We start from the raw sequence: 23,239 nt of genomic DNA, 5'->3' as shown, positions 1-23,239 counted from the left end.
TGTTATTTTATGGTTTTTCCATCAATAGAAGAAAATAATGACTATTGCTCTTGTGTGGTTCCGTCAAGATTTAAGATTGACCGATAATCCCGCGTTCATCGAAGCATGCTCCCATCATGAAATTGTAATTCCACTTTATATTTATGATGATAAATGCAGTGTTTTAGGGCAAGCTCAAGCTTGGTGGCTCCATTATAGTCTCATTGCTTTGGGCAAATCGTTAAATCAACAGGGTTTAAGCCTCGTTCTCCGCAAAGGATCTCCGCAAGAGATTATTTTGGAATTAGTCGCACAGTATGGTGTGGAATCAGTCTATTGGAATCGCTGCTATGAACCACAGGTCATTGCACGCGATAAAAAAATTAAGCTTGCTTTGGTTGAAAGAGAAATTAAAGTGCAGAGTTTCAATGGAAATTTACTTCATGAACCGTGGACAATTAAAAATAAAAATGGGGATTTTTTTAAGGTTTTTACTCCTTACTGGAAACAATGTCGACAAATTCTTAATATCCCCTCGCCTTTTATTCTCACTAAACGCCCAAGGGGAATCGAAATTGCAAGTGATGACATTGGCAAATGGAAGTTATTGCCAGCAATTAATTGGGCAGCACGATTTTCTGAATATTGGATTCCTGGAGAAGAGGGCGCACAAAAAAAACTGGATGAGTTTATTGTTCATCACCTTAGCGGATATAAAAGGGATCGCGATTTTCCAGCTAAAAATGCGACATCTCGATTGTCACCTCATTTGCACTTTGGGGAAATCAGTCCTTGGGTGATTTTAAGAGCACTCGAGTTGGCTAAACTGGAACATACCTGTGATCTGGCCTCCGTAGAGCATTTTTTATCAGAGCTGGGGTGGAGAGAGTTTTCTGTCTATCTGCTCTACCACTTCCCCAAGCTGGACTGCGAAAATTTTAGAAAGGAGTTTGATGCATTCCCCTGGCAAAATGATGAGCAATTATTAACTTGCTGGCAAAAGGGAATGACTGGGTATCCTATCATTGATGCTGGAATGAGAGAATTATGGGCCACAGGATACATGCACAACCGCGTTCGCATGATTGTCGCATCATTTCTTACCAAAGATTTACTGATTGATTGGCGTTCGGGCGCACAGTGGTTTTTAGACACCCTAGTCGATGCGGATCTGGCGAATAACAGCGCGAGCTGGCAATGGGTAGCAGGATGCGGTGCGGATGCAGCACCTTATTTCCGTATTTTCAATCCTATTTTACAAAGCCAAAAATTTGACCCGGATGGCGTTTACATACGCCAATGGATCCCCGAACTTGCCCAATTAAATAGTCAGTCAATTCATCAACCCTGGACAGATGCTGACGCCAGTTCCATTTTTTTAGGGAAAAAATATCCCAAACCCATCATTGATCACCAAGAAGCGAGAACTAAGGCATTGAGTTACTATCAGCAAATAAAAAAAGGAATGGATTGACAAGAGATTAACTAAAATTTGGAGAGACCCCATTGAATAAAAAAAGTTGGACAGAGCTGATTGCCTGGATCATTACCTTTGAAGCAATTGGTTTTTTTTTAGGAATGCTGACGCAAGCGAATATTCCCTCTTGGTATGAGGGGCTCAATAAATCCGGTTTAACTCCTCCTGGACCAGTATTTTCAATTGTTTGGTCGATTTTATATGCCCTTCTTGCAATAGTGGGTTGGGTTTTATGGTGCTCTCGAAATGAGTCTGAGATGAGATCTGTGTTTTATTTATATTCAGTACAGATGCTGATGAATTGGGCATGGACCCCGCTTTTTTTTGTGCTGCATTGGACTGGTCTTAGTTTTTTATGGATTCTTGTAATGGCGGGGCTCACTGGGCTTCTGATGTTTAGCCAAACAAATAAGAAAAAAAGCCTTGCTATATTGTTGCTACCCTATCTCATTTGGTTGCTTTTTGCCGCCTATCTCAATGGCGTGATATGGCTTCTCAATTAACTGTTCCCAAGTTTTCCCTTAAGCCAAATACAAACTTGGCTATAGCGAAATCGTGCTAAATCTTACTTTGCGAGATAAGTACAGGACTTACGAAAAACTCCAAGGTCAAGGCAAAAAATGTTTTTAATGAGGGAGTTTAGATATACTAAATGACCGAATTAAAAACATTTTTAACATAGAGATTGGGTTTTTCGTAAGTCCTTAAGCAATCATCTTTGAGCCAACAGAATATTGCCCTCTGAAGAATTAGGGTTGAGGGCAGTTGGAAATCCAATCCATAGTATTATCTTCCGCGACATTGTAAATATCCGAATTATTAACAATAAGAGAATCTTGTAACGCAGAAGTGAGTTGGCAATGTTTTGCGCCGTGCTTGACTAAAAATAAAAGAGGGGACTTCCTTTGCTGATCTTTTTTTAAGATTTTGGCTAGGGCTGTCTCGCCAAAATCATCAACAGCATCAACAGAGCCGACATGTTGCTGGCAAAATTTAATTAGCAAATCACTCATCAAGGGATATTCCTCAGATTTGTTCGCAATGGTCTTAATTGCCTTCGGCAATAGATTCTTTTGCCATGGCGAGTAAAGGGCTAACATTAATTTTTGCGCAACACGATCTGCTCCTGAATCCAATTCAGCAATTAGCAAGCTGATTTGCTCATCATAACTACCAGTAGCTTGGGATAAAAAATCTAAAAAGAGCTGTTCGTAATCTTTTTCGGCATAAAATTCCGCTGTCATGGGAGTATCTGCTTTATCACTCGCCAAAAAGCGCTTAACAGGTTTATCTAGGTTTAAGAAAATTCGATTTTTGATAATTGCTGCATTTTTCATATCACAAATTACCCTACCTGGATATATATTTTTCATTATAATGAAGTTTAAGGGATATTTAAACCACTTTCCTTTACAACTTTAACTGGCTAGTGTTTTTACAATCTTCTTTCACCTGGTATTCTCTTTTTAGAATTCGATGCAAATTAAAGCACTCTATTCGAAAATCATCTGAAAAAATTTCAGCCTTTGTACTAATTACTAATGGAGGATCCAATTTCATTTTCTCATTGATATGAGATATGATTTGCGGGTTATCTTTTAAAGCATCAAGGAAAAAACGGATATAAGAACGAGTTTCAAATTTATGCATCGCTGTTGAGCGAGCAATATTTTCCCCTGAAAAATATTTTTGCAATAATCGCATAATACCGCTAATTGAAGATTGACTCGCGCAAGCCTCCTTCAATTGATTAAGAGCATCAATGTCCGCAGTAGTCGTACCTAAAAACCTGCTGTCCAGATGCCTATTAAGATTATGAAAATTAATGCAGTCCTTAATTGATTTAAGCACAATACCGCATAATATTTTTACTTCTGGAGCAGGGTCAGGGCAATTTGCAAGCTGTTCAGCCTCGCAGAAATCTCTCATACATAAGGGCATATAGCACGATTTAAAATAATTTAGATAGTATGCCCATACTTGATCTCTTAACTGAATAAAATCAGAATCAAATTGTGCAATTTGCTTAAAGTATTCATGATAAAGAGGAGGATGAGTTAAATATTCAAGCCCCTCGTAGCTTGGATAATTAGGCAGAAGATTAATGCATTTCACCAGGGGAATAAGAATTTCGTTGACACTGTGAAAACCCGCACCGACGATATATGCCATAATTCCAAGGCTGTAAGCTTGTATTAATTCGATATTTTGAGGATTTAAAAGCAGCAGCATCATGTTCATATAGATAGAAGTCATGCCAGAAGGGCCAGTAACATAAGGACAATCATTTGTAAGTGCAGTCTTGTAATATATCGAATTCTGATTGGCTTCTTGTGCTTGAGCATCCGCACACCAAATTTGTTCAGGAATAACGGTTAACCCCACGCTATGCGCTGAATGATCCAGCTTCATCAATCCTAACTGGTTGGTTTTTAAGTAGGTTTTACGAGGCCCTTGACGCCCTCTGTTTTCTCCTTGGGTATAAAGTTCATCCTGGTAAAATAATTTTTTAGTGATGAAGGTTCTAAATTCTTCCGCCTCATTTTTAGCTGCCATAAGCTGATAGGAAAAGCCTTCCTCTTCTTCTGTCAAATCGGAGTGAGCCTGTAAATATTTATCCAGAACTTGGGCAAAAAGGCCAGTTGGCTTAAATGGTGGCAAATTTCGTAATGGAAATGGTCCGATTACACTGCGAGCAAACATAAAAGATATAAATTGAATTTGAATAAAATTCTTCGGATTATTTTCCTTTAAAATAGCAATAACTTCTTCCAGAGATGGCCTTTTTTTAAAAGCCCCAAACTCTATATCAGAACCCTCTAACTCTTGCAGAAAAAAATTCAGCGCAGTTCGTTCGGAAGATTTCGAGTCTAATTTACTATACTCTTCGATTAAATTGATTATAGCTTGAGATACCAGATCAATTGCTTGCATCATGCTTTTCGTTGGTGATTCTATCAAGCGGCAAGCCAGCTCTGATTCAAATCTCCGGGGCAGAATATTGTTTTCATTAGATTGACTGTCTTTGATAGGCACCAAGCATAACGCATTTAACTCATCGGCATGCTCCTGCTCAAGCAAGTGACTCAAGCCATGTAACATTTTGTGAACGACCAAAGTATCTTGCTCATGATTTTCATAAGCCATTTTTATTGAATCAATGGCTTTAGCTATCGCTTCTCTTTTGTCGTCAATGTAATTGGTCTGCCATTGATTTAATAAAAAAATAAAATAAGTGTAAGCCTCTGGTTTTGAATTAAAACATCGGTAGTCACCCGTGTTTTTTAATGATGTCGGATCAGCCATGGCAGCAAGGTTATCGCTGCCTTGGCGTTTTGTATTTTTTAGAAAAGGGTTAATTTTTTCTTTACTTAACATAGAACGCCTTCCTTGAGGTTAATATGGCAAAATGATGACGTTGCGGTTTTCTTTCCTGGGTTCATGATTTGCAACCATCTGCTCTTCATTTGCTGCGATGGACGTCTTCTTAATCTCCAGGAAGAGCTCTTTTTGCTTAGAGCTTCCCAATTCGCACTGATGCACACCAATCGTATTTTCTATCCTTAAGGTCAAATTGAATTGTGAAAGCAGTGTTGGGCTTTCCTTCAATACATCAAAGAAATGAGCAATAAATTTAAGTTGCATTTCTCTATTTATAATTATTCCTTCTTCTGTCTCAAAAGTTCCTTTAAAATACGCCTGGATCTGCCTGAAAATTGCGGTTAGCCCTACCTGTTGTTGACAGACATGACTTAAGACCTCAAGCGCCTTTGTTTGCCCACATGGTGTTGAAAGAAACAACCCCATATCGCCAGTACGCTTAACTTTATGTTCTTCTAAGCAATTTTTCACAGACTTAGACACAATTTCAAGCATTTCTTTTACTTCTGAGCTTATATCCTCCATTGAGGGGACTTGATGTGGCAGGCAATGACTACGCATACAAACGGGCATATAAGTCATACGGAAATATGCAAGGTATTCCTGCCAAATTTTTTCATGAACCTCAGCAAACTCTTTATCAAACTCCTCTATTGCCTTAAAGTAATGGTTATATAAAGGCGGGGCTGTAAGACACTCTGTTCCTTTATGCTGTGGATAATCAGGCACAATACCTACGCACTTGACCATCGGAATAAGAATTTCTTTAATGCTGTGGTAGCCAGCACCAACTACATAAGTCATTACCCCAAGGCTGTAAGAGAGGATGACATCTTGATCCTTAGGATTGAGCAGAAGAAACATCATATTCATAAATAATGAAGTCATCCCGGAAGGCCCCGTAATATAAGGACAGTCCGTTTTCAGGGCTGAGAGATAATGAATTGAATCGTAGTTTGGTAGCTGGGTCTTACAATCAGCATACCAGGATTGACCATTTAACGTCAGTAGTCCTTTGGTGTGGGCTGAATGTTCGAACTTCATTAAACCAACTTGATTAGTTTGTAATCTTTGGTTAGGCTTGCCTTCGCGGCCACGATTATCCCCCGTAGTAAAAATTTCATCTCCATAAAAAAGCTCATCACAAATGAAAGCTCTAAAGCGGTATCCCTCCCCTTTTTTTACTTTCGATGGGTTGTGATCTCTAACACCTGCCATGTGATGATAGAGCTCAAAAAGTGATGTCTCTTCAGGCGCATATTTTGCTTGATATTTTTTCAATATTTCTAAAAAAGCGCCTTTTGGCTCATGTTTTGGCAGGTCATGCAAGGCAAGATCGCGTAAAGCAACTTGGGCAAATTTAAAAGAAATATGCTGAATTTGTACGAAATCTTCCGGCCTGTTTGCCTTGAGTATTTTTATAATATCGGAAATCTCAATTTTCTCTTTGGGGGCACCAAAAAGAATATCCGATTGAACCATTTGTTCGAGAAAATCTTGTAAAACCGCATGCTCAAAAGATTCGGCAGGGGAATGTTCATATTGTTCCAGGATTTTTACGATAGCATCTGAAACTTGTTTAATCGCTGCCATCATTTTAGCTGTTGGAGTTTTTATCAGGCGGCTCACAACGTCTGATTCAAAACGACGCGGCAAGATGTCGTCTTGTCCGAGCTCTTGTTGCTGGACATTAGCAAGCGATTTAATCAAAACAGAGAGCAAGGCTTTATGAGAATTAAGCAGCCCGTCCGCTTTAGATAACTGCTCAAGCAATGTTATAATCTTTACGACATCTTGTTCATGGTTTTCATAAGCCACTTTTATTTCTGCAATGATTTCATCTAACTCTTTGTTCATTTCCGGTGCTTCATAACAGCTTTTCCATTGAGTGAGCAGCATAATCATATAGGTAAATGCTTCTGGTCTCGATTTGAAACTCTCAGGGACTCTTTGTAATTGCAGGATGCGAGAAAAATAAAGTGTTCGTACTGATGTTTCATTTGACATGAGCCCAGTAATACATGCCTCGATTTCAGCGTGCAAAAGCACAAGATGCTTATTTTTAATTCCTATATCCACTTTCGCAAATTTAACCTGCCTGAATGGATTAAAAAGTTCATCTAGAGAATAAGCCAAAGCAAAAAGATCGCTAGCCTGAGAGAAAGCAATAAAATCCTCTTGTGCATTAAGTTCTGGTGCTAAATAGCTTGCGGTTCCCCATGATACCGGTTTAGGTTCTTTATCAGAAGAACTGCTGCCGAAATCAACTAAATGACACTGCATATCCGCATCCAGCATAATATTTCCAGGTTTAAGATCGCGGTGAATTAAGCCTAATTCATGGAATTGTTTCACCTGATGGCATACAGAAATCATAATACCGAGAACTTCCCAAAAATGTTTTAGATTAATATTAAGAGGAAGCGCGTTTTTATACCGGGATAAATCAATCCCTTTTATAAAAGTTGTGAGAATATAATGCACCTGAGTTTGTTCATTAAAAAAAGTGCCTACCAAGCGACCCAATTTGCTTAAGGTGTCTGTCTCATTGGTAAACTCTGTCAAACTCTCAGCATTGATCTTAACGGATTTTAGGAAATAAGTTTTTCCATCATCCAAAGCATAAACTTTAAATTGCTCACAATAAGATTTGCCACCTCCTGAAATCTTGTTTTCAGTGGGAACGATGATTGGCTTAAGAGACGCCTCGGTGGTAATAAATAGAATTTGACAATCTATTCCAAACTCATGAATCATTATTTCACGTGAAATAGGCTTGCCGTCGGCAGATTTTATTAGTTTTCTAATGCCTTTGTTGCCTAAAACCTTTATCAACAATTCTAATGCTTTCTCGTCCATGCTTGGCAATGATTTTAATTCATGAAACCGAAGCAATTTCATAAGGAACCTCACATATTTACAAACTTGAATAAAAATAACCTTTGCATTATAAAAAACGATCATTAAGAAAAAATTAAGAGCAAAGTACAAAGCAAAATAATAACTCCCAAACATGCTCTCGCATGCCAAATAGCTGCTCCCAAGATGGGGCTCATTAAGAGAATGATTGCACAAATATCAAACACCATATTCAAGTATGGTAATTACCGATATCCTTTTATAGTAAGAAGCATTTATCTCGATTAGCCATAAAATTAACTTTTTGTTAAATGATAGATTTTGGAAATGAAGCTCTATTACCTGAATCCGATTGAATGTAAAATACAAAACCAGAAGGATAAAAATCATAATTAAGGGAATAAAATGAATGGATGGACGCTTAAGGTTTTTGCGATTGCCTTTTTTATCTTTATTGTGACAGATATGATATGGCTTGGGTTCATCGCCAGAAATCTTTATTTTGACCAATACCAACAGTGGCTGCGTCTTTCAGAGGGGCAATTAAAGCCAATATGGTGGTCTGCTTTATTAGTTTATCTGCTTTTTGCCTTGAGTATTATTGTCTTTGTTATACCGCTGGCTAAAACATCGCTACCTTATGCCGCATTATATGGTGCGCTTCTTGGTGCTATTATTTATGGAATTTATGATTTTACCTGCCTCGCTATTTTTAAGGATTTTCCTGTCGGTATGGCATTCCTTGATTGGCTATGGGGTATAGTACTGTGCTCTTGGTGTTCGGTAGCAACAATCTATGTGGCAAGTTATATCAAATAAGACATCAGAGATTGGCAGAATCCAAGTCTGCCAATATTCGCTGTGCTTTATGGATAGTCTTCTTTTGTTTATCAAAATCCATTTTTTGCCAATTCATATAGGCATAACGAAGGCGAGGGTTATCTTTTAATTTTTCTTGATTTTGGTGAAGAAAATTCCAATAGAGCGCATTAAAAGGACATGCCTTTTCACCCAAAAGATCATTGGGATTATAATAGCAGGATTGGCAAAAATTACTCATGCGGTGAATGTATTTCCCACTGGCGGCATACGGTTTACTGGCCATCAGCCCGCCATCCGCATAAAGAGCCATACCCAATGTATTGGGTAACTCCACCCATTCATACGCATCAGCATAAACAGCAAGATACCACTCACAGACTTGTTTGGGATCCAGGCCGGCAAGCAAGGCAAAATTACCTGTTATCATCAACCGCTGAATATGGTGGGAATAGGCTTCAGTCGAGGTCTGACGTACCACTTCCTTAATACAAAACATTCCCGTTTCCTCTCCCCAAAAAAAGGAAGGCAACGGCCTGCATGCATTAAAATAGTTCATCTCGCCGTAATCCGGCATAAAAAGCCAATAAATACCCCTCACATATTCTCGCCATCCTAAAATTTGGCGTATGAACCCTTCTACCGAGTTGAGAGGCATTTGCTTTGAGAAATAGGCTTGCTCTGCCATTTGACACAATTCCAGAGGCAACAAAAGCCCGGCATTTAGGTAAACCGACAGTTTTGAATGATATAAGCTGATTTCATCTTTGAGCATGGCATCCTGATACGCACCGAAATTGCAAAGAAAATGTTCCATAAAATAATTGGCTTCTTCTAATGCTTGCTCGCGGGTCACTGCCAAATTAAAGGGATAGCACTGACCAAAGTGCTTGGCAAAACGCGCTGAAACCAAGCCCAAAACCTCATCAGTTATCACATCCCTGGTATGCTCTAAACGCTTGGGGAATGAACTGATGTGATTGGCATTTTTACGATTTTGAGCATCATAATTCCATGTGCCGCCAACCGGTTTCCCATTATTATCGACCAGAAGGTGATATTTTTGGCGCATCATCCGGTAAAAAAACTCCATCCGTAACTGTTTTTTTTCCTTAGCCCAATTTCTGAACTCATTAATTTTGCATAAAAACCGATTGTCTTCATGTAGAGTGACAGGAATGGTCAATTGGCTTTTTAAACCATGAAATATTTTCAGAACACGCCACTCTCCAGGTTCAGTAAGGCTTATTGCTGACACCTGCTCCTCTTCAATGGCACGAAGCAATTCTTTGGCAAAACTGCCTTGATTGCGAGGATCATCGAATGTCGTATAGCGGACTCGATAACCTTTCTTTTTCAATTGTTGCGCAAAATGACGCATTGACGAAAATAAGAACGCGATTTTTTTCGGGTGGTGAGGCACATAAGAAGTTTCTTCTGCCACTTCACATAAAAATACAATGTCCTTCTGTTTATTAATTGCCGCAAGTGAGGCGATTGTTTCATTGAGTTGATCGCCTAATATAAAACACAGTGTCGTCATAAGAATTATAGTTTCATTAAATTTTCATCTTGGGCCGAACTCGGCTTAACCCGCCATCAACAGCAATCACTTGCCCTGTGATCCAGCTGTTGTCCGGATTAAGCAAAAACACAATTGCGTGGGCGATATCTTCCGGAACACCAATTCGCCCTAAAGCATGCATTCCCTTTGATGCATTCAAAACTAACTGGTTGCTTAATAACGATGAGGTCAGCGGGCTATTGACCATTCCAGGAGCCACGACATTCACTCTTAAATTGTTTGAAGCATAAGTGGCTGCAGCAGATTGAGCCAAACCAATGATACCTGCTTTGGCCGCCGCAATGGCTTCATGATTGGCCAAACCTACCAAAGCGGCGGCTGATGATATCAGTACAACAGAGCCTCCTTGATTCATAGTTAAGCCAGCAGCTCGAATGGTAGCAAAAGAAGTAGTGAGTGACGCATTGATTACGACTTGAAATTCATCAAAACTGGTGCTGTGAGCATTTTTCAGAAGTAGTGAACCCGCACAATTGACTACGCCATCAAGGGGTCCTGTTTGGCGAAAAACATCTAAAACCGCATCAAAATGAGTGGCATCCAGTTGAAAATCAGGGCTTATCTTATGATTATCTCGTGCTGTGGTAAAAACGGTATCACCACGATTTTTTAAAAGGGTTGTCACGGATTGTCCGATAGCACTGCTTGCAGCAATTACCAGGTAGCGAGCCATATCATTCTTCTTGCATTAGTATAAAAATACCTACTATGATGGATTAGCTTGGAAACTTCAATATTCATTATACGGACATCCCATGCCATTAGATAAGTTAATTGGTATAACATTTCATGCTGCAATAATAGCCGGCTGTCATAGGCTGATTCGCCATAAACAAATACTCAACGCCATTAATGTTTTTCCGGTAGCCGATGGAGACACGGGGGATAATTTATCCTCCACATGCATGGCAATCATCTATTTTTCATCAGTAAAAGCTGACCTAAGAGGCACTCTAGAGTCTATTGCTGACGCGAGCATTATCGGTGCACGTGGAAATTCCGGGATTATTTTTTCTCAATTCTTTAACTTATTAGCCAAGCATTTACCCCTCAAAGAAGAGCTCTATTTTAATGACTTTTCCAAAATCATGGTTCAAGTTGGTAAAGAAATTGCCGCAGTCGTAACTAATCCCGTACAGGGCACTATGATAACACTCATTCAAAAGTGGGCTACAGTGTGTGAGATAAAACAACCCGATTCCTTGCTAGCTCAGGCCATGTTGGAATTGCTACCTTTACTCTTCATGGAAGTAGAACAAACTAAAAATTCTTTAAATATTTTGCAAAAAGCCAATGTTGTGGATGCTGGTGCCCTAGGGTTTTATTATTTCGTAGAAGGGTTTACACAGTTTTTACAGCAATCACACACGACAGATACAGCAAATACCCACTCACCGTTATCTATCACAGAGCACCCCCAGTTGACATGTACCACGACAGAATATCGATACTGTACAGAAGCAGTACTCAAATCCGCCTCCATTGATAAAAGTAAATTATTACATTTTTTAAAAGAACAAGGAGAGTGCGCCTCTGTTACGGGCAATGATCGCATCACCAGATTTCATGTTCATACCAATAATCCTCGTGAAATTTTCACGAGTTTATATAAGGATTACACTATTCAATACCCTAAAGTAGATGACATGCAAAGGCAACATGAACTGCAGTTTGGGAAAAAATATAAGATAGGGTTGGTCACCGATTCAAGCGCCGATTTGCCTCAGGATTTAATCGATGAATATCAAATCCATCAAATTCCTTTAAATATTCATGTCGACGAGCACCATTTACTGGATAAACATTGCTTCGAGGCCAATTATTTTTATACACAACTTAACTCGTTCAGAACTTATCCTAAAACCTCTTGTATGAATCCAAATCTTATAGAGGAAAAACTGGCAAAAATTGCCTCACACTATGATCATGTTCTTGTTCTATCGATATCCAGCAAAATGAGTGGCACTTATGACGCCTTCCTTACTGCAACCAAAAAATACGCCAATATCACCGTACTGGATACCAAAACGAATTCTGGGGCGCATGGATTGCTTTTGCATTATGCGGGTCAACTAATTGCCTCAGGGAATGACATCGATACCATAACCAAATTACTCGGCAAAGCGATAAAAAACACCTATATTTTTGTTATGGTGAACCAATTCGAATCGATGATTCGTTCTGGTCGGGTTAATAAAATATCCGGGCGAATCGCCCAGTGGGTTAATATAAAACCCATAGTCTCCATTGATTCAGCAGGCCAAGGCATTATGGTAGGCAAGTGTTTTTCAGCCTCAAGAGCACGTAATAAATTAATTAACTTCCTTCAGGAAAAGAAAGACGAGGCTCAGCTCATTTTAGAGGATTACTGCATTATTCATGCGGGTGACAAAAACCTGGCTTTGCATCTCGCTGAGATGACAACCCAAGCATTCAATAAACCACCCACGTATATAGAGTCTGTATCCCTTGCCATTGGTTTACATGCCGGTCAAGGATGCATTGCTATCGCAGGCCGCCTGAGAGAGTGTAATGATTATTAATCCTGTGCATATAGTTCATTATCTGTCGTACTATCTGTGCTGGATATTTTGTATCTACTTAGCCTCTTATGGCTATCCTTTGCTGGGATTAATCATTACCGTATTAATCATGGGCCTACAGATTATTGTACAGATACTTAATCAACTCCCCTGGCGTGGTGCCCTCTATTTTTCCATGGGACTAGCCTTGTTAGGCGCGATCACTGATGCCATCTGGCTTTATAGCGGTATGATCTATTTTAAGGCCAATTTCTTTGGTTCTCATTTTCCTCCGCTTTGGATGGTCGCTCTCTGGCTAAGTTTCGGATTTAATCTCGTTGTTTTGTATGGTTCCTGGTTAACTTACTATTTCCTTTGGGGGTTAGTCATGTTTCCCTCCATTATCTTTGCCTATTGGCTAGGAGTACAATTTGGAGCCGCAACCCTTATCGGCAGTGAAGTTGTATTTTACCTTACTTTAGGGTTAACCTGGTCTCTATTCTTGCCTTTGAGTTTATACCTATTTAATTACCGGCATAGGAAATGAATAAGATGATAATTTTACTTGTGATCGCCATCATCTTTTTACATATGTGCTTGATTTGGCTATGGTACCGTTACACCAATAATCCTTCCGTGGTTGATGTGGGATGGGCTTCTGGTTTAACACTCGCCGGACTTATTTATTTAAATAATCAAGAATTTTCATTGCGCTCTTTACTGCTCGTCTTGGCATTGCTTACCTGGGGAATCAGGCTTGGAGGGTATTTATGGTGGACACGAATACGCCTTAAAAAAATAGACAAGCGCTATCTTGCTTTAAGCAACGATTGGAAACTTGCCAAACCTTTGGGATTTTTTTTAAATTTTCAGTTGCAAGGCGTATTGATTTGCCTTGTTTCCATTCCATGGTATTTTTCTTCCTCAGAAACTCAAACAGCATTAAATCTATTGGATGGGCTCGCATTGATTATATTTCTAACGGCCTTAATTTTGGAAACAGTTGCCGACAACCAATTGCAAGATTTTAAGAAAAACTATCCTGGAAAAGTCTGCAATCAAAAACTTTGGCGTTATTGCAGGCATCCAAATTATTTTTATGAATGGCTGGTATGGTGCTCCTTTACCTTATTTGCCCTTTCCGCTCCTTATGGATGGATAGCCATTATTTCTCCATTGACCCTTTATTTAATCATGACAAAAATCACAGCTCCCATGACTGAACAAGGTTCGATTGAATCCAGAGGCAATCTTTACATCGAGTATCAAAAAGTGACCCCGATGTTTTTCCCTAAATGGCTTAAAAATAATTCGACGCCCAGAAAATAACTAGTGATAATTTTCTGATGATTTACCCCGAAAAAGGTAATAAGCATAAAGGGTATAGGCAAGAAGGATTGGCAGCATAATAGCGACACCTATCAAGATAAAAACAAGTGTCGAATCAGGTGCTGCCGCCTCCCAGAGAGTCACTTGATGAGGAATCAGGTAAGGGTAGACGCTGATTGCAATTCCTATATAGGAGCATAAAAATATAATGATACTGTAAATAAACGGTTTGTATTCACTGCCGGAATTTAAGTTCTGCCATACGAGGTAAATAGCCATTAAGGCTATCAAGGGCAAGGGGCTCAGTAGTAGCACATTTGGAAAACTATACCAACGATGAAACACTTCCTCACTATGCAAAGGCGTCCAAATACTAACGAAAAGCAGAAAAAAGCTGACCAAGACTAACAAGCCTCTGGCATAATGAACCATTTTACGCTGCAGTCTTCCCGTGCTTTTGATAATCATCCAGGTAGATCCCAAAAGCGCATACCCACACACCAAAGCGATACCGGTACAAAGGCTAAAAGGAGTAAGCCAGTCCGGATCATTGATAGTCATGGAAGATTCATTAATAGAAAACCCCTGTACAAAGGCGCCAAGAATAACTCCTTGCAAAAAAGTGGCCGCAACCGAACTGATTGAAAATGACCAATTCCACAAAGTTTTTGACCTCTTGGCCTTAAAGCGAAACTCAAAACTCACGCCACGAAATATCAATGCAATCAGCATAAGCATGATAGGCATGTAAAGGATGGGCAAAAGCAAACCGTAAACTTGTGGAAATGCACCATAAAGCATGGCTCCTCCAAAAACCAGCCAGGTTTCATTGCCATCCCAAACAGGTGCAATCGAGTTCATCATTTTATCGCGTTCGCTCTCACTTGAGGTGAAAGGAAATAAAATACCAATTCCCAAATCAAAACCATCTAAAATGACATACATCAAAACGATAAACCCAAGAAGTGTAGCGAAAATAAACGGTAACATTATTTTTTCTCCTTGGGGAAATCGGTCATATATTGAAAAGCATGATGTTCCGCTTCATCCTCTTCAAGAATTCCAGGCCCATGAGAGATGAGCCTCAGCAGATAATAGAGATAAAATCCAAAGACCACTCCATAGGCAACAATGAGCAAGACAAAAGAAATAATAACTTCTTCAACCCCTATTGCAGAAACAGAGTCTCTCGTCTTTAAAAGACCATGGACAACCCAGGGTTGTCGCCCAAGTTCAGCGGTTAACCATCCAGCGATACTGGCAATAAAACCGAGTGGAGCCATTACAATACACCACCGATGAAACCATGAATTTTCAAAAAGAGTCCCTCTTAAGCGCAAGATAAAACCAGCGATAGCCGTAAATAACATAATGAGCCCAATACCCACCATAATACGAAAGGAAAAAAACACAGGAGCCATGCGCGGCTGCTCTTCATTGCCAACAGAACTCAAACCGATCATTTCACCGTTCCACTCATGCGTATTGATCAAGCTTGCCAGTTTTGGTATTCCCACTTCATAAAAATTTTTTTGCTGTGTCTGTGACGGGATAGCAAACAACAAAAGCGGCGCTCCTTTTTGAGTCTCCCATATGCCTTCCATAGCAGCTGTTTTTAGTGGTTGGTAATGATGCACATTAATACCCACGACATCACCCACTCCTATTTGCAAAGGAACTAAAATCAACGATGCCCATAAACTGAAAGATAAACTTTTTTTAGCAATTGCAGTAGATTGTTTCCTTAAAAAGTAAAATCCGGATACCGCCATAATGACAAAACAAGTCGTTACATAAGAAGCTAACAGCATATGAATAAATCTGGGAATGAAGGTAGGATTAAAAACAACCGCCCACCAGCTATCGACAACATATTTCCCTTCAATGAGTTGATACCCGCTGGGGGCCTGCATCCATGAATTGGCTGACATGATCCAAAAAGCAGATACGGTTGTTCCTATAGTAACCAAAAGGGTGGCGATAAAATGAAGTGCTGGAGGAACTCTTTTCCAACCAAAAAGCATGACTCCTAAAAAACCAGCTTCCAGGAAAAAAGCGGTCAACGTTTCATAAGCAAACAAAGCCCCCAGGACGTTTCCAAACTGAGTGATGAATGGTCCAAAATTGGTACCAATTTGATAAGCCAAAACAATGCCAGAGACAACCCCCATGCCAAAGGTCAAAGCAAAAATCTTAGTCCAAAACTTGCATATTTCGAGATAAGCAGGATTTTTGGTTTTTAACCACATGGCTTCCATGATTACAAGGAAAACTGCCAGTCCAAGATTTAAAGTGGGAAATAAGATATGAAAGCCAATGCTAAAACCAAATTGAATCCGTGATAGTAGCTCTACAAGCATTAGTCACCTCAACTAGATGGGCTCAGTAGATTTATTTTAGCATATAAGCCTATACATATCTTGGTAAATCAGGAATTCGCTTCAAATAAAAACAATACGATTTCTACCCTTTTAATTAAGCCGTGGCAGCCTGCGATTCATTATTGCCTTTCTTGCAATTGAAATAAGTACGGTTCAATCTAGGTAAAAGCTGTTCAGAGAAAAAAGGTTCTTCCGTATTCCAAAATAAAATGAAAGCGCCTAAATACTCTTGTGAAAAAGAATAGAAGTCATCAAATCGATAGAAATCGCCTGTCTTTGGATTGGTATAAGTATAATCTGGTTCTTGAATCGCTATGGCCGTTTCTATCTTTCCTTTGAACTTGTGAAAAAAAGGATAACTGTTTTTCATTTGCGATTTTTTATAAGGCACCACATCCGGGCCACCTAAACCGATATGGTGCTTTCTGGCAAATGCAAATAGTCTACTCATGTAGTGATGGTCATTATTCCATTCATCCGGGAAAAAATTAACATATTGAATGACTCTGCTTTTTTGAAAAGCCTTTTTTAAATAACCAATATTATCAAGGACCGAATAGAAATACTTGTCTGAGCTAAAATCTTCAGGGAGATTATCAGGGTCAAGATCTATTGAAGTTTCTGAAAGATTAATGCCATAAATTTTTCCATCAAATTTTGATGCCAGTTTTTTTAATAATAACTGAAATCGTTTTCTTACAGCAGGATCCCAGGTCCGAGCCACCCATCCTGTAGTCATTGGTTTTCCTTCTCCCGGGAAGTCATACTGCTGTACCACACCACCGTGATATGCTTTTTCCAGGCGAATGTAGTCAGGTACATGAAATACATCTGGGCTAAATGAACGATCTTGGATTTGAATAAACAGCTTTTTATCGATCCTACTTAGGAAATTCCAATCTTCCTCGATTTTCGAAAAATCGTAAACTCCTTTTTGCGGCTCCAACTGCCTCCAGGAATAAATGATTTGTACTCCCTGGATACAAGGATTTTGCAGAGTATTCTGAAAAGAACTTGCCTTGTCTCCCCCTAAAAATAGAAATAATTGTGGTACCCGGGATTGTGCGAAACCAAGACAATTAAAAAATAAAAAAAGAAATGAAAGAAATATTCTTACAATGTTCATTTGGCTTCTTGTTCATCTTATCAAGCCAGGAATAATATCATATTTCCTCTATACCCTCCTAACTTAGCCGGGAAATACTCTATGACTTGCACTTGAAAAATAACGCATCAGATAATCACTGCCGTTCCATAACATAAAACCTCTGTGCCAGCCTGCCCAATTTCACCCGTATCGTAACGCATGGCAATAATGCCATTGGCATTGAGTGCCTGGGCATGTTCTATCATGAGCTGAAATGCTTCTTCTCTGGCATGCTCACACATTTCCGAGTACGCACCAATTTTTCCTCCGACGATCGATTTCAAGCCTCCCATCAATCCCTGGCTGATGGTAGGAGAGCGCACTACTATACCTCTCACAATACCCAAATATTGTTTAATCACTTTCCCTTCAAACGAGTTTCCTGTTGTAATCATCATTGTCATAATCGCTCACTAAATATCCCTTTTATCTTTCCATATTAGTTTAAAATCTTGAAAATAGAAGCTTATTGAAAAAATTATTAAAACTTTCTAAATAAAGACCTCCTTGTTTATAAATAAAAATCATTTGCCGGATTACAGATTAGCATTGGCAAGAATAGTTAATCCATTTTGTTTATACTGAGAAATATTCCCTCTTATCAGATCAGGTTTTCGCTCCCATTGACGTTTTTCATAAGTCTTGATGAATCTTTAAAGATTCACCGTCATTCCTGTCAGGAATGGTTTATGCTGAAATTCCCTGCACACATAAGTCTCTTTTAATTTAAATTTTAATCAGTTAGAGCATAATAAAATCATATTGTTGCTTGGAGATTTTATTATGAGTCTTGAAATCTATACCTGGAAAAATGGTTCCAAAGGGTTGGGATTTACCAAACCAGTTAAGTCCATGCTATTAGGTGGCAATGTTGGTCATGCTGCCGTTGAATTAACTTTTCCCGCTGATGCGAAAGGGGATGAGTTAGCGAAAAAATATCAGGATGTACCTGGCCTTTCAATCAGTAAACGTACTGAAATTGTTCCAGAAAAGCAAGAAAATGGAAGTTATAAACCGAAAGAACAAGTTGTTTACTTTGTGTATTTTAGCTGGTGGCCAGGCCATACCAATGGCCATCACATTAACAGTCACAGAGAAGATTTGGAATCAGAATGGCGCCATGAACCAGCTCCCAAAATTAAACCGGAAATACAGGAGCATTTATATGGAGAAAATATTCCAACCGCTAATAAAACCAATGTTACGGGACTATTAATTAGTGATAAAACAATTACCAAAGTAAAAGAGATTTCCCATCAAAGTATTAAAGAAACTACCACAATTGAAAATGACCCAGCCTATCAGCAATTAAAAGCAGAGGAAGCAGCTTTACAAACTGAATTACAGCAATTAATTGATAAACGCAAAATTTATGAACAAGAATTGGCCAGATCTGGCCTTGAACAGAGACAACCTAATAAAGAACTCTGTTTAACTGATGCCGAAATCGCTCGTGGTTATGAGATTAGCAAAGAACTAAAAAGAGTGGCGGAGCAAATCAAGTTATGCCAAATAGACTTTGAAGAGCGTTATCTCAGTGTTGGAGAGCCTCCTTCATCCGTGATTAGAATACCCACAACACTTGACCACAATGCTCCAACTTTTGCTCTTGATGCAGCAGGAATTCTTGACAAAATGGCTAGTTTGGCACAAAGCACAACCGCCTATAGCTTCTATAAATTTAATTGTTCCACATCAGCAACGCAAGTGGTGAAAGCTGGTATCAGTGACGAGCTAAAAAATATCATGAAAACCGATGGGTTTAATGTAGAAAAAGCATCTCAAACGACCATTGCTACACCCACATCGTTTCGTCATTTCAGTCAACAAGTTCAAACGGAATTGATTCTTCTTAATACGAATCAAGCACTTGTGGAACAGCAAAGAGCAAAAACAGAGAATACATCTGAAGCACCAACCACAAGCACACAGAGCTTCAAACAAAAATTTCAAGATACAGTGAAAGAAAAATCGGAAAAAGCAGTTAGAGAACAAGATGAGTCTGAAGAAAACAGGATAGGTTTAACCATAAGTTAATATTTCCATCTTTCCAAAAGAATTAATCGGTTGAGTTCCAGCATAACAATAATGAATAAGATAAACTTAACCGATAACTACAACACATACTGGCAAGTAAAATAATCTGAAAAATTATTCCTTAGATAGCCACACTCCAACATGTTGCTCATTAAATGAGCGATTAAATTTAATCAACTATACTTTAAAGATATACCTCAAATGGAGAATGATATGCCTAAAACCAAATACGCCCTTCCTCCAGTTGTGTTATTTGAGAGCCATGCGGATAGGTCAACGAGCGATTTTCTTATCAAACAACTTCCAGATTTGAAGAAAGCCGGATATACAACCATTTGTGTTGATGGAATGGAACCATGCGCATCCCTGGAGGAAAATATATCTATGATGAAAATACTCATCCAGATACAAGTCAAGAAATTATCTGAGCTACCCCTTGAACATCCTGAATATGCGCAGGGTGTTGAAAAATTGAGAAGCGTTGTTGCTAAATTAGACCTTTTTGAAGCAATGAAGGAGCAAGGATTCAAACTTGGAGGAATTGACTTGCCGGTTTCAGAACAGCTTAAAGAGAAGAGTCTCAATTCCATAAGAAGAGAACAAACAATTACCGATAATACCTTAAAGCATGTGAAAGAAAATGATGGAGGAGTAGTCGTTGTCCTGGGATTTGGCCATTGCATATTCCAGCAAATGATTAAAGAGCAAGATGAAAATGCCAATCAATACCTCTGGTACCATGTCCATAACCCGGATAATGAAACACAGGCCTACAAAGAATTGGTCGAATCCTACACAAAAAAAGGACTCTCTACTTATTTCCCACTGGGAGTTAATATTTTTAAAAGCTCAGATAAAGAATTGGATACCGATTTTTGGAATAAGGTAAGCGCCAATTGCTATAATTATGATCCAAAAGCTCTTGAAACATCGACTGCTTCCATTTTGAAATCCTTAGTCGGTCCGGAAGTGACAGCGCACTTGCGCACCGATGGGCAGCATCATGTGGACGCACTAATTTCTCTTGAAACAGTTGAAAAAACACATCAAATAAAATCTTCGGATTTCTTGAGAAGTTTAAGCAAAACCTTAGGTAACATTCACTTTGAAGTAGCCAAAATCAAGACAAAGGATCAGGTAATTATCCGTGGCATTAATGAACCGGAGGTAGCAGAGCAGATAAGCAAGCTATCAAAAAAAATGTAAACCTAATATTCTGAAATTAAAATATATTTTTAGATTACCTTAATTAAATTAACTGCTTAAAGTATTGTTGCTGCTTAAAAGTAACATGGAGTATACTTTGCCTTTTCTGTATAGAAAAGGGAGTCATTTCTATGTTCAAACGAACAATACCTCTGTTTGCAGCATTCACTCTGGCCATCTCGCCTTCCATTTTCCCAAATTATGCCCATGCGCAAGAAGACAAGCCGAAAACCAATCAATACTGGTGGCCTAAAATGCTCGATCTTAGCCCGCTGCGGCAACCCAATGCCACTTCGAATCCCATGGGTGAAAAATTCAACTATGCCGAAGAATTCAATAGCTTAGATTTGAATGCCGTGATAGAAGATCTCAAAAAATTAATGACTACCTCGCAAGACTGGTGGCCTGCTGATTATGGTAACTATGGTCCATTATTCATACGCATGTCATGGCATGCGGCAGGAACTTACCGCATCTATGATGGCCGTGGTGGAGCAAACGGTGGCTTCCAGCGTTTCGCCCCGCAAAACAGCTGGCCGGATAATGCCAATCTGGACAAAGCCAGACGTTTACTGTGGCCAATTAAGCAGAAATATGGGCGCAAGATTTCATGGGCTGATTTGTTGGTACTTGCTGGAAATGTTGCGATGGAATCTATGGGCTTCAAGACCATTGGATTTGCTGGAGGGCGTGAAGACGCATGGGAGGCCATCAATATCAATTGGGGCCCTGAAGGCAAATGGCTGGAAAGTAAGCGCCAGGATAAAGATGGAAAACTTGAAAAACCGCTTGCTGCGACCGTAATGGGCTTAATCTATGTGAATCCGGAAGGACCAAACGGCGTTCCAGATCCTCTTGCTGCGGCCGAAAAAATTCGCGAGACTTTCGGGCGTATGGCCATGAATGACGAAGAAACAGTTGCTTTAATTGCGGGCGGGCACGCATTCGGAAAAACACATGGAGCCGCGTCCGGCAAATATCTGGGGCCAGCGCCAGAAGCAGCAGGCATAGAAGAACAAGGCTTTGGTTGGAAAAACAGTTACGGCAGCGGCAAAGGGAAAGACACGATTACCAGTGGTTTAGAAGGTGCCTGGACCGTAACACCTACCCACTGGAGCCATAACTACTTACAAAACCTGTTCAATTTCAATTGGGTTAAAACCAAGAGCCCCGGTGGAGCAATCCAGTGGGTACCTGAGAATTCGAATGCCTCGTCAATGGTTCCCGATGCATTTGACCCCAGTAAAAGGCATGCGCCGGTCATGCTGACCACAGACTTGGCACTAAAATTTGATCCTGTTTACAGTAAAATTGCCAAGCGTTTTCTTGATAATCCTAAAGAGTTCGATGACGCATTTGCTCGTGCCTGGTTTAAGCTGATTCACCGAGACATGGGGCCACGTTCACGTTACCTCGGCTCTTTAGTGCCTAAAGAAGCCATGATTTGGCAAGATCCAGTTCCGCCAGTTGATTACAAATTAGTTGATGCCAATGATATTGCTAACCTCAAGGGTAAAATTCTCAACTCGGGATTGACCACATCCGAGCTGGTCAAAACTGCTTGGGCCTCGGCATCCACCTTCCGTGGCACTGATATGCGTGGAGGGGCAAATGGTGCTCGAATTCGCCTGGCTCCCCAAAAAGACTGGCCGGCTAATGATCCTCAGGAGCTGGCAAAAGTATTAAAAACATTGGAGAGCATTCAGAATAACTTCAATAATGCTCAAGCCGATGGGAAAAAGATATCTCTTGCGGATTTGATAGTTTTAGGTGGTAATGCCGCAATCGAACAAGCGGCCAAGCAAGCTGGCTACGACATCATTGTTCCCTTCACGCCAGGACGCACAGATGCCACACAAGGAATGACTGATGTGAAGTCTTTTGAGGTTCTTGAACCTAAAGCAGACGGGTTTAGAAATTACTTTGATAAAAGCAACAATATGTCGCCACCAGAAATGTTGGTGGAAAAAGCGAGTCTGTTGAAATTAAGTGTTCCGGAAATGACGGTTTTAGTTGGTGGGATGCGTGTACTTAACGCGAATACTGGACAAAATCAATATGGTGTATTCACTGACAAACCTGGAACTCTAAATAATGACTTTTTCATCAATCTGCTAAGCATGTCAACAGAGTGGAAGAAATCAAGTGAGACAGAGGGGATTTATGAAGGTTATGAGCGCAAAACTGGAAAGCTGAAATGGAAAGCGACCTCGGTTGATCTCATCTTCGGCGCGAATTCTGAGTTAAGAGCAGTTGCAGAAGCCTATGCAACCGATGACGCAAAAGAAAAATTTATACAAGATTTTATTAATGCCTGGGTTAAGGTAATGACAGCCGATCGCTTCGACATCAAAGCGGCAAATGCCAACATTAACAGTTAATCCTCATTCTTTCAGATTTAAGGTGACAAACTGGGACTCAATCATCGTTTGTTACCCTAAATCCCAAATCACCGGATAAGGCTCTGACTTATACTGGTTTAACAAAGCCCGGCTAATTTAGCCAAACCTCTATGGT

Annotated in this window: 18 protein-coding genes; 9 read left to right on the top strand and 9 right to left on the bottom strand. The window is 39.7% G+C overall.

The window, feature by feature from the left end:
- The first annotated feature begins 37 nt into the window (after window positions 1-37).
- Together LPG_RS01065 and LPG_RS01060 are read left to right on the top strand one after the other, a co-directional pair.
- A complete protein-coding gene (locus LPG_RS01065) occupies window positions 38-1,453 on the top strand; it encodes a cryptochrome/photolyase family protein (RefSeq protein WP_010945973.1) in 1,416 nt (471 codons plus the stop codon).
- A 32-nt stretch (window positions 1,454-1,485) separates the two neighbouring features.
- Window positions 1,486-1,959, top strand: a complete 474-nt coding sequence (locus LPG_RS01060; RefSeq protein ID WP_014326606.1) for a TspO/MBR family protein — start codon at window positions 1,486-1,488, stop codon at window positions 1,957-1,959.
- A gap of 246 nt (window positions 1,960-2,205) precedes the next feature.
- On the opposite strand, the gene ravG is transcribed toward LPG_RS01060, so the two are convergent.
- The 3 genes from ravG to legK4 are packed head-to-tail and all read right to left on the bottom strand — an operon-like array spanning window position 2,206 to window position 7,738.
- The gene (gene ravG, locus LPG_RS01055) at window positions 2,206-2,829 is read right to left on the bottom strand and encodes a Dot/Icm T4SS effector RavG (RefSeq protein WP_010945971.1); all 624 of its coding nucleotides are present in this window, start codon (window positions 2,827-2,829) and stop codon (window positions 2,206-2,208) included.
- Window positions 2,830-2,866: 37 nt separating this feature from the next.
- Window positions 2,867-4,834 carry a hypothetical protein gene (locus tag LPG_RS01050; RefSeq protein WP_010945970.1) on the bottom strand — a complete coding sequence of 656 codons (1,968 nt, stop codon included), beginning with the start codon at window positions 4,832-4,834 and terminating at the stop codon, window positions 2,867-2,869.
- A gap of 18 nt (window positions 4,835-4,852) precedes the next feature.
- Window positions 4,853-7,738, bottom strand: coding sequence for a Dot/Icm T4SS effector kinase LegK4 (gene legK4 / locus LPG_RS01045; protein ID WP_015444913.1), 2,886 nt, complete (start codon window positions 7,736-7,738; stop codon window positions 4,853-4,855).
- A 363-nt stretch (window positions 7,739-8,101) separates the two neighbouring features.
- Between legK4 and LPG_RS01040 the strand changes: the two genes are divergently transcribed.
- Entirely contained in the window at window positions 8,102-8,515 is a 414-nt protein-coding gene (locus LPG_RS01040) for a DUF2177 family protein (protein WP_010945967.1), read from the top strand.
- A gap of 4 nt (window positions 8,516-8,519) precedes the next feature.
- On the opposite strand, the gene LPG_RS01035 is transcribed toward LPG_RS01040, so the two are convergent.
- Together LPG_RS01035 and LPG_RS01030 are read right to left on the bottom strand one after the other, a co-directional pair.
- Window positions 8,520-10,058 carry a cryptochrome/photolyase family protein gene (locus LPG_RS01035; RefSeq protein WP_010945966.1) on the bottom strand — a complete coding sequence of 513 codons (1,539 nt, stop codon included), beginning with the start codon at window positions 10,056-10,058 and terminating at the stop codon, window positions 8,520-8,522.
- Between the two features lie 16 nt (window positions 10,059-10,074).
- Complete coding sequence (locus LPG_RS01030; protein ID WP_010945965.1) at window positions 10,075-10,773, bottom strand: SDR family NAD(P)-dependent oxidoreductase; 699 nt, start codon at window positions 10,771-10,773, stop codon at window positions 10,075-10,077.
- 82 nt (window positions 10,774-10,855) lie between these two features.
- Between LPG_RS01030 and LPG_RS01025 the strand changes: the two genes are divergently transcribed.
- From LPG_RS01025 to LPG_RS01015, 3 genes are read left to right on the top strand one after another with little or no spacing between them, the layout of a single operon-like run.
- Window positions 10,856-12,643: a DAK2 domain-containing protein gene (locus LPG_RS01025; RefSeq protein WP_010945964.1), complete on the top strand. Its 1,788-nt coding sequence runs from the start codon at window positions 10,856-10,858 to the stop codon at window positions 12,641-12,643.
- A complete protein-coding gene (locus LPG_RS01020) occupies window positions 12,633-13,169 on the top strand; it encodes a DUF2878 domain-containing protein (RefSeq protein WP_010945963.1) in 537 nt (178 codons plus the stop codon). The genes LPG_RS01025 and LPG_RS01020 overlap by 11 nt, the downstream gene beginning before the upstream one ends.
- On the top strand, window positions 13,166-13,951 hold the full coding sequence (locus LPG_RS01015) for a DUF1295 domain-containing protein (RefSeq protein ID WP_010945962.1): 786 nt from the start codon (window positions 13,166-13,168) through the stop codon (window positions 13,949-13,951). Before LPG_RS01020 ends, LPG_RS01015 begins: the two co-directional genes overlap by 4 nt.
- Here LPG_RS01015 and cydB read toward each other — a convergent pair whose 3' ends face one another.
- The 4 genes from cydB to LPG_RS00995 all read right to left on the bottom strand — a co-directional run bounded on the left by cydB (window position 13,952) and on the right by LPG_RS00995 (window position 17,883).
- Window positions 13,952-14,941, bottom strand: a complete 990-nt coding sequence (cydB, locus tag LPG_RS01010) for a cytochrome d ubiquinol oxidase subunit II (protein WP_010945961.1) — start codon at window positions 14,939-14,941, stop codon at window positions 13,952-13,954. It lies immediately after the preceding gene.
- Entirely contained in the window at window positions 14,941-16,311 is a 1,371-nt protein-coding gene (locus LPG_RS01005; protein WP_010945960.1) for a cytochrome ubiquinol oxidase subunit I, read from the bottom strand. Before LPG_RS01005 ends, cydB begins: the two co-directional genes overlap by 1 nt.
- 115 nt (window positions 16,312-16,426) lie before the next feature.
- Window positions 16,427-17,458, bottom strand: coding sequence for a hypothetical protein (locus LPG_RS01000; protein WP_010945959.1), 1,032 nt, complete (start codon window positions 17,456-17,458; stop codon window positions 16,427-16,429).
- A gap of 107 nt (window positions 17,459-17,565) precedes the next feature.
- Complete coding sequence (locus tag LPG_RS00995) at window positions 17,566-17,883, bottom strand: YbjQ family protein (protein WP_010945958.1); 318 nt, start codon at window positions 17,881-17,883, stop codon at window positions 17,566-17,568.
- 358 nt (window positions 17,884-18,241) lie between these two features.
- Here LPG_RS00995 and ravF point away from each other — a divergent pair, with 358 nt between their 5' ends.
- The 3 genes from ravF (at window position 18,242) to katG (ending at window position 23,103) form a co-directional block, all read left to right on the top strand.
- Window positions 18,242-19,516, top strand: coding sequence for a Dot/Icm T4SS effector RavF (gene ravF / locus LPG_RS00990; protein WP_010945957.1), 1,275 nt, complete (start codon window positions 18,242-18,244; stop codon window positions 19,514-19,516).
- A 201-nt stretch (window positions 19,517-19,717) separates the two neighbouring features.
- Complete coding sequence (ravE, locus tag LPG_RS00985; RefSeq protein WP_010945956.1) at window positions 19,718-20,722, top strand: Dot/Icm T4SS effector RavE; 1,005 nt, start codon at window positions 19,718-19,720, stop codon at window positions 20,720-20,722.
- 131 nt (window positions 20,723-20,853) lie between these two features.
- Entirely contained in the window at window positions 20,854-23,103 is a 2,250-nt protein-coding gene (katG, locus tag LPG_RS00980; protein WP_010945955.1) for a catalase/peroxidase HPI, read from the top strand.
- The last annotated feature ends 136 nt before the right edge of the window (window positions 23,104-23,239 follow it).

The organism is Legionella pneumophila subsp. pneumophila str. Philadelphia 1, assembly GCF_000008485.1.
GTDB lineage: Bacteria > Pseudomonadota > Gammaproteobacteria > Legionellales > Legionellaceae > Legionella > Legionella pneumophila.
Note: the sequence above shows the minus strand (reverse complement) of the source record. Positions and strands in the feature narration are given on the sequence as shown.